The 7088-nt window shown below is 35.4% G+C and carries 13 protein-coding genes; 7 read left to right on the forward strand and 6 right to left on the reverse strand.

The features are described from left to right. On the forward strand, positions 1 to 1238 hold a 1238-nt coding region (locus tag RQ763_RS07995), incomplete at its 5' end, for an aminoacetone oxidase family FAD-binding enzyme (protein WP_314152244.1). A 34-nt stretch (positions 1239 to 1272) separates the two neighbouring features. Here RQ763_RS07995 and RQ763_RS08000 read toward each other — a convergent pair. From RQ763_RS08000 to RQ763_RS08025, 6 genes are all read right to left on the reverse strand, one after another. Continuing rightward, on the reverse strand, positions 1273 to 1611 hold the full coding sequence (locus RQ763_RS08000; protein WP_294933191.1) for a type II toxin-antitoxin system HicB family antitoxin: 339 nt from the start codon (positions 1609 to 1611) through the stop codon (positions 1273 to 1275). Beyond that, the gene (locus RQ763_RS08005) at positions 1611 to 1859 is read right to left on the reverse strand and encodes a type II toxin-antitoxin system HicA family toxin (protein ID WP_314152245.1); all 249 of its coding nucleotides are present in this window, start codon (positions 1857 to 1859) and stop codon (positions 1611 to 1613) included. The genes RQ763_RS08000 and RQ763_RS08005 overlap by 1 nt, the downstream gene beginning before the upstream one ends. A 277-nt stretch (positions 1860 to 2136) precedes the next feature. Next, positions 2137 to 2409 (reverse strand): type II toxin-antitoxin system RelE/ParE family toxin, encoded by a 273-nt coding sequence (locus RQ763_RS08010; protein ID WP_314152247.1) that lies wholly within the window; start codon positions 2407 to 2409, stop codon positions 2137 to 2139. After that, complete coding sequence (locus RQ763_RS08015; protein ID WP_314152248.1) at positions 2409 to 2654, reverse strand: hypothetical protein; 246 nt, start codon at positions 2652 to 2654, stop codon at positions 2409 to 2411. The genes RQ763_RS08010 and RQ763_RS08015 overlap by 1 nt, the downstream gene beginning before the upstream one ends. Before the next feature lie 74 nt (positions 2655 to 2728). Beyond that, entirely contained in the window at positions 2729 to 2944 is a 216-nt protein-coding gene (locus RQ763_RS08020) for a hypothetical protein (RefSeq protein WP_314152249.1), read from the reverse strand. Between the two features lie 284 nt (positions 2945 to 3228). Beyond that, on the reverse strand, positions 3229 to 3645 hold the full coding sequence (locus tag RQ763_RS08025; protein ID WP_314152251.1) for a hypothetical protein: 417 nt from the start codon (positions 3643 to 3645) through the stop codon (positions 3229 to 3231). Between the two features lie 250 nt (positions 3646 to 3895). On the opposite strand from RQ763_RS08025, the gene RQ763_RS08030 reads away from it, so the two are divergent. The 6 genes from RQ763_RS08030 to RQ763_RS08055 all read left to right on the forward strand — a co-directional run. After that, positions 3896 to 4102 carry a helix-turn-helix domain-containing protein gene (locus RQ763_RS08030; protein WP_314152252.1) on the forward strand — a complete coding sequence of 69 codons (207 nt, stop codon included), beginning with the start codon at positions 3896 to 3898 and terminating at the stop codon, positions 4100 to 4102. A gap of 97 nt (positions 4103 to 4199) precedes the next feature. Continuing rightward, positions 4200 to 4793, forward strand: coding sequence for a hypothetical protein (locus tag RQ763_RS08035; RefSeq protein WP_314152253.1), 594 nt, complete (start codon positions 4200 to 4202; stop codon positions 4791 to 4793). 192 nt (positions 4794 to 4985) lie between these two features. Then, the gene (locus RQ763_RS08040) at positions 4986 to 5216 is read left to right on the forward strand and encodes a hypothetical protein (RefSeq protein ID WP_314152254.1); all 231 of its coding nucleotides are present in this window, start codon (positions 4986 to 4988) and stop codon (positions 5214 to 5216) included. Further along, entirely contained in the window at positions 5213 to 5980 is a 768-nt protein-coding gene (locus tag RQ763_RS08045; RefSeq protein ID WP_314152256.1) for a division plane positioning ATPase MipZ, read from the forward strand. The genes RQ763_RS08040 and RQ763_RS08045 overlap by 4 nt, the downstream gene beginning before the upstream one ends. Then, positions 5973 to 6281, forward strand: a complete 309-nt coding sequence (locus RQ763_RS08050) for a hypothetical protein (RefSeq protein ID WP_314152257.1) — start codon at positions 5973 to 5975, stop codon at positions 6279 to 6281. The genes RQ763_RS08045 and RQ763_RS08050 overlap by 8 nt, the downstream gene beginning before the upstream one ends. Positions 6282 to 6295: 14 nt before the next feature. Next, positions 6296 to 7088 (forward strand): hypothetical protein (locus RQ763_RS08055; RefSeq protein WP_314152258.1); only part of this gene is annotated, 793 nt, incomplete at its 3' end.

The raw sequence follows: 7088 nt of genomic DNA on the forward strand, positions 1-7088 counted from the left end.
AGATACGATATGAAGTTTATTGCTCATTAATTCCACTTTTAAATATTTTTCGTATTATAGCTAAAGGTGCCATAAAGTATAATTTCGACATGAAGATATATGATGTTTTAATACTCGGCGCAGGTGCAAGCGGACTTATGTGTGCCTCAAATTTGGACAAAAAGCTAAGTGTCGCAATAGTTGATGGAAATAGTAAAGTTGCCCAGAAGCTGAAAATTTCAGGCGGCGGAAAATGTAATATTACGAACACACAGTTAAGCAGAGACAATTACGACGGCGATAAAGAGTTTATATTTAATGTTTTTGAGACCTTTTCAAGAGATGACCTGCTTGAATATCTGCACAAGAACGACCTTGAACCCGTAGTGAGAAAAAAGCGCTACTACTTCTGTAAAGACTCATCAGATGAGATAATAAGTATCTTTAAAAAACATACAAAGAACGTAGATCTTTTTTTAAACAGTGAGATCTTATGGGTAAAAAAAGAGGGTGATATTTTTGAAGTAAAAACTCTCAAAGAGCACTTTAGAGCCAAAAAAGTAGTCGTGGCAACTGGTGGCAAAAGCTATAAAAATCTAGGTGCAAGTGATATCGGTCTTGAAATCGCAAAGAGTTTTGGCATAAAAGTAAAAGAGTTTTCTCCCGCACTTGTCGGGCTTACCGTTCAAAAAGAGCAGTTTTGGATGAAAGAGCTAAGCGGGCTTAGCTGTTATGCTAATATAAAGGTTGATGGCAAAATCCTAAAAGAGGAGCTTCTTTTTGCTCACAAAGGCATAAGCGGCCCCGTAGTTCTCTCAGCGTCGCTCTACTGGCAAAAGGGAAATATTTCGATTGATTTTCTTCCCGATAATAATATTTTAGAGCTTATTAAAGGAAGTAAAAAACAGCTAAGTTCAGTTATACCGCTTCCAAAAAGACTCTCAAAAGCACTTTTGGCAGCTCTTGATATAGAAGATATCGAGTGCAAAAAGGTCACAAATGAGATAAAAGAGAAGTTAGCACGTATTCACGATTACGAGTTCGCGCCTGCAGGAAATTTCGGTTTTTCAAAAGCTGAAGTGTGCCGCGGCGGAGTCTTGAGTGAAGAGCTAAATCCATACAGTATGGAAGCATTAGATGTAAAAGGACTCTTCTTTATTGGCGAAGTCGTTGATGTAACGGGTGAGCTTGGCGGATACAATTTTCAATGGGCATTTAGCAGCGGATATATATGTGCAAAAGGGATAAGTGAAAGTTAGAGAACTTACTGCAACGTCACAGCAAGTTTATATTTTATGCAGAATGGATTTTTGTTTTCAATAAATTTTGAATAAAGGCATTCAAAGAAACGCCTGCTTTAAGTGCTTCTTGATGTATTTTTTGATGTAACTTGGGGTCGATTCTGACATTAAATACACCTTTATAAGTCTTTTGCGGCTTTCTTCCTAACTCTTTACATGTTTGCAGATACTCATCGACAGCATTATGAAAGTTTGTCTCTAGTTCACTTGCGCTATCTGCTTCAAAGGTTACCAAATCATCGATAAGCTCTACTTTTCCAAAAAAGAGTTTGTCATCACTAGAATACTCTATTGAACCGATATAGCCTTTATATTCGATTGTATTTGCCATTATATTATCTCCTTTAGCTTGGTTTGGATCTGTTTTACAAGATAGATTTTTAAGATGTTGCTAGGGTGCGGTTTATGCAAGTTTATGAGATTGTCTTTCTCTTTGTTGTAAAACTTTACGGCAGAGCCGCTACCTTCTATATTGTCATAACCAAGACTGATAAGCAGAGTTTGAAGTTCGTCAAATGTTAAATCCTTATTTGGGGGCACTTTTAAAAATCTGCTTAATAGTTTATCTTTCTTACTCATGCTAAAATGATACCATAAAATAGTTACAAAAAAGCATTGAATTGATAGTTTATAGTGAGTATCATTATGAGAATAAGTAAGTAAACTATATACTAAGATGAGATTTTTAAATTGAGGTAATGAAGTAGTAACGAATGATGGTGCTCACAACTGGACTCGAACCAGTGACTTTTACCTTGTCGAGGTAAACTTGATATGCTTTTAAGTGCCTATTTTAGGAGGTTTTAAAGCTTTTAAAAAAGCCTTACCGCAACATTTACCGCAACAAGTAGTAGATTTATTTATCTTCCCATTTAAATATGTCAATAATGATTATCACGTTATTATCTATGATGTAGGGTATGGTATAACCTTTAAAAATCAAATCTCTTGTGTTTAAATCATCAAAATGTATTGATTGTCTATATTTGAAAGGCATGTTTACAAGAGCAGTTATTTTTTCATCTAATTTTTTTTTGAATTTTTTAGCGTTTGCAGGGTTGTTGATAGCAATATATTTTAAAATTGAGAAAAGTTTATCATTGAAAGATGGATTTTTTTCTATTCTCATTAAAGGCTATTTAACCAATTATCGATTTCATCCATACCTTGAGAGTAGGGCACTGTTTTCATCTTCCCGCTTCTGTATTCTTCTACTGCCGCTGATACTCTTTCTCTTGCTTCATCTTTTGAAATAGATGGATATCCGTCGTCTTCTATATCTTCAAGTATATTTACTTGTCGCTTGTTTTGATTTAAAAAAGACAGGAGCTGCGCATAAAACCCATTATCTACTTTTAATACTAAAGAGTGCATTCTAAACCCCTTAAATTTAATTTTATTATGATGTTATTATAACATACTGTTGTAAATTAAAACTATTTGCTTATTTAGTTTACTAAATCTTGTTTATGTTGTGATTGCTCTAATATTTTTTGCATCTCTGATTTCCGTTCCTCATCGCTCTGTTCGTTGATTAATCTATCGATCAATCTTTTTAAACATTCCTCATTATTCCCACAGTTAATTATTTCATCATCGCTTGCACCTACATCTTTAGCTTTATTTTGTAATGCTTCTATAGTTTCATTTATTACCTGTTTCAAATATTGCTCCTTTTTATTTTCTTTCAAAATAATATCTAAACTCAATATTATTAAGTATATAACCAATTACAGAAACAAATAAAGTTGAGCTTAAAAAGCATGGTCACAATGATTTCAGTCAGATCAATCTCAATAAATTTTATAGGTGGAAACTTGAAAAAGAAGTTGTCGCCGTACCTGTAGGCGTAAAAGTGCAGGTATCGGTGTAGGCATAACCTACTCACTCCGGAGATATTTTAGACTTTTGTATCCTTAAATCATATCTCCTTTCGCATGCGCATGAACTATTTAATAAAGAAGGCTAGTTTTTTATCTGGTTGAGATTCAATTAGCTCTTTTAATTTTTTGTCGAGTTTATACTTGTAATCTTTGTCGGTCGTTTTTTTAAATTTCAAAACACCTTCTCGCTTGGCGCTAAACCCACGCTGCATTATGTTGCTAGCTTGCCACAGCTCAACGTCAAACTCATCTTTTTTAATCTCGAACTGCAATAATTGACCATCTGCCGGCACAAATATAATGAGTGAATTATAATAATTATCAAGTCTTTTAATTTTACCGGTCTCTAAAAACTCTTCTAACTCTTCTTTTTGAAAATATTTCTCAAAAAATAAAATTACCGGGCGTCTTTCTCGCCGCCAACTATAGTAAGTGGCCGGCGAAAAGCCGAAAAATGTACTCATTAGCGTTTTGTTGTCCATTTTTAGTGTCCTTTTATAATTCATAATTATATCTCAAAAAAAATACAAACAAAAATTATTAAATAAAACAATAACTTGACTATAAAATATAGATATGTTTTAATAATAAGAATAAAAGGAATAAAAAATAAGAAAAGTACAGTAACATACCTAAAGATTAAACTCAATTTAGTTTGAATTAAGTTTAAAACATATAAAATAAACAAAAATAGTAATTATTACTATCTTATGTAAAACAAGGAAATATAAAATGCAGGAAAATAGAAAAAAAGAATACTACACAACAGAAGAAGTCTCTAAAGGAATAGATGGCTTATTGCCAATCTCAAAAACAACTCTCAGAAATTTGAGAACTGCTCGCAAAATTAAATTCTCAAAAGTCGGGAATGTCTGCGTGTATAAAAAAGAATGGATAGAAGATTACATAAATGGCAACATAGTAGAAGTAGCAAGTTAGTCGCCTCGACTAAAATTAGAGAACTAAGACTTAATACACAACCACATGAACTGCATCAATTGCAACATATCAAAAGTAAATAAAAAAGGCACTAAAAATGAAAATTAAGCTAAAAAAGAAAGAAAATCAATATGCTCAAGTGCATGTAAATATGTTGCGAAATCGCAGTTTAAGTCTAAAAGCAAAGGGATTAGGTGCCGTTTTAGAGAGTTACAGCAATGACTTTGAGGTGAGCTTAAAAAGCATAGAAATCGGCTCAAATGATGGAAATAAAAGTGTTCGGAGTGCAATCAAGGAACTTGAGCAAGGTTATTATTTATTTCGATTTCAGACTCGCGAGAAAGGTGGTCTATTTACCACATATTGGGCTTTTGACTCGCAAAAGCTTGCTGTTGGATATCTTCATGAAATTATCTCGGAGCTTGAAAAAGTTGAGCTAATTACGCCAGAGCAATTATTACAACGGGGTATCCCTTACGGCAATGCCGTCACGGGTATGCCGTCACGGGTATGCCGTCAACGGCATCCCGTTCAACGGCATCCCGTCAACGCACTACATATAATAATATTAATTATCAAAACAATGAAGATAATAATTCTCTCTCTAGAGATATCTTTAAAAATCTACAGAGCTTTAAGAGCCATTTTATCAAGAAAAACACAAACGTACCCTTTAACACTCAGGGTATAGGGTACGAACCGACAACCCCCTTTAAAATTAACGAGAGTGGTTATATCGTGAACATAGTTAACTCCAAAATAATCTCAAAAGAAGAGGCGCTCAAAATTTGGGAGTACCTCTTTAGCTTTTATCAAAAGAAACAAAAAGGGGCTTAACCGCTCCTAAATCTTCAATAAAGCCCTATTATAAGGAAAAAGAAAAATGCAAAAATTAAAAATAACAGTTCCAGTGTCAGACGTAGAATCCGAGATAGACCCCGACGATTTCGAAATTGAATGGCTTGAAGATTCACCTGATAAGGGGAGAATTATTAGGATTAAAAATCCCGATAAATACCCAAAATTAGTCAATAAATTGGCCGTAAATCGGTCACTATCAATTCAACCCCTTGACCACATAGTTTTTGAAATTAAAAAAGGAGAACAAAAATGACAATATTAATCCTAAACACAAAGGGTGGCAGCGGCAAAAGCACTACAGCTTTGCAAGTCGCCTCTACTTTTTTTCTCGCGCAAAGCGAGCTAGTCGAGCTCTGCGAGCTCGACAATCAGAACCAAGATGCCGCTGCCTTCACAGCTACGACCGTGAAAACAAGGCAGGTTCAAGTTGAGGTAAATGCAAAAGACCTAAATGCAACTGTGCGCGATCTTTTTATAAATTCCAGTGTAAATAGCGTGATTGATGTGGGAGGCAACGAGACTACTTCTAAGTTTATTCTTAGTTTAAAACAAACCAACATGTATAAACTTGTTAATCTTATTATCATCCCAATTTCGAGCGGCGCGCAAGACTTTATAAATGCAAAGCGCACGCTTGAGTTAGTTCATGAGTTTGATATTCCTGTTATCTTCTCCCTCACGCGTTCGCGCCATGGGCGCGACTCTAAGCGTTTACAGTTCCAATATTCTGCATTTTTTGAGGAGTTCGGTTCAAAATATCCTTATTTTGTACTTGTTGATAGTGATGTCGTCGACCTAAGCCGCAGGCTCAAAAAAACTATATACGAGATTGCAAGTGACGATCAGCTTAAAAAAGAGCTTGAAGAGCTGCTAGACGCCGCCTTTGTGACAATGGACCGCCCAGCGATATACTCGCATTCCCTGACTCTTGAGATCCTGGGCGACTCTAAAGTCTTTACCGAGGAGTGCATACTCCCGGCGCATTCGATAATTGCTAAGGCATTTAAGAATGAGTGACTTCAATTTAAGCGAAGCCCAAAAAATCGTAATCGAGCTCCAAATAGCTCGAAAACAGCTTCTTGAGGCAAATGAGACAGTTAATCATACTCTCTCGCTTGTTCAGAGACAAACACATAAGCTAGAGGTTCTCGTAAACACGGTCAGGCTGATAGATCCTATCGTACTGACCAATAAAATCCAAAAAATGGAAGAGGCGCAAAAAGCTAATTCAAAAAGTACCGCTGTATTTATACTAAAAATACTCTTTTTTTTGGCGCTATCTTCTTCTATTTTTTACTATTTTTACACAAAATCTTAAATAAGGACTAAAAAATGAAAAAATACTATTCTGTAAAACTCAACAAATCTTACGATGATAACAGCACCGTTTTCGCCGAAATAAAAACTAAAGATGAAGACCATCAAAAACGAATTGAAGAGTACTTCAAAAAATACGAAGTTCTTAAAATTCAAGAGATTGAGAAAAGTGAGTTTGACTCAATTCCGGACAAGCGCACTTTTGAACTAAGTCGTATTAATACACACTTTAATGAGCCAGCTCATACGCTCGATCAGATTAACGAGCAGGTTGAAAAATTCAAAAAAAAGTATCAGATGGATAGCAAGCCGTCGGAGTTGCCGACGAACATTCTTTTAAACTCTTTCGCAGACAAGTCTCAAAACAACTTCCTTCCATCTTCATATAATGTCGGCGGCGCGGCGGCCGCTGACGCGGCCGCCGAAGAGCTAAACAACGACCGCAGCAGTTTTGACACTATCGGCGAAAATTTGAAACAGCTCAAGAACAATGTTCAAGCCCAAAAGCCAGGCAACATTGATGAGTTAATACGTGAAATTGAGAAGCTAGAAGTTGACATTGCTGCTCTTCGTGAGCGAAATCTTGAGTTGAAAAAGGAGCTTGATCTTTTAATTTTGCACCAAAAAAAAGAGAATGAACATAAGTCAGTAAAAAGTGAAAATGAACAGCTGCAAGATAAAATTAAAAAAGTCCGAGACGGTGCAATGAACGTAAAAGGTGACATAAATCAATCGCTTGAAGGTCTTGAAGACGACAAAAAGAAAAGAGCCAATAGGTTTTTTTTCTTCACTAATACCAGCTCGACTT

Source organism: Sulfurimonas sp., assembly GCF_032250635.1.
Classification (GTDB): domain Bacteria; phylum Campylobacterota; class Campylobacteria; order Campylobacterales; family Sulfurimonadaceae; genus Sulfurimonas.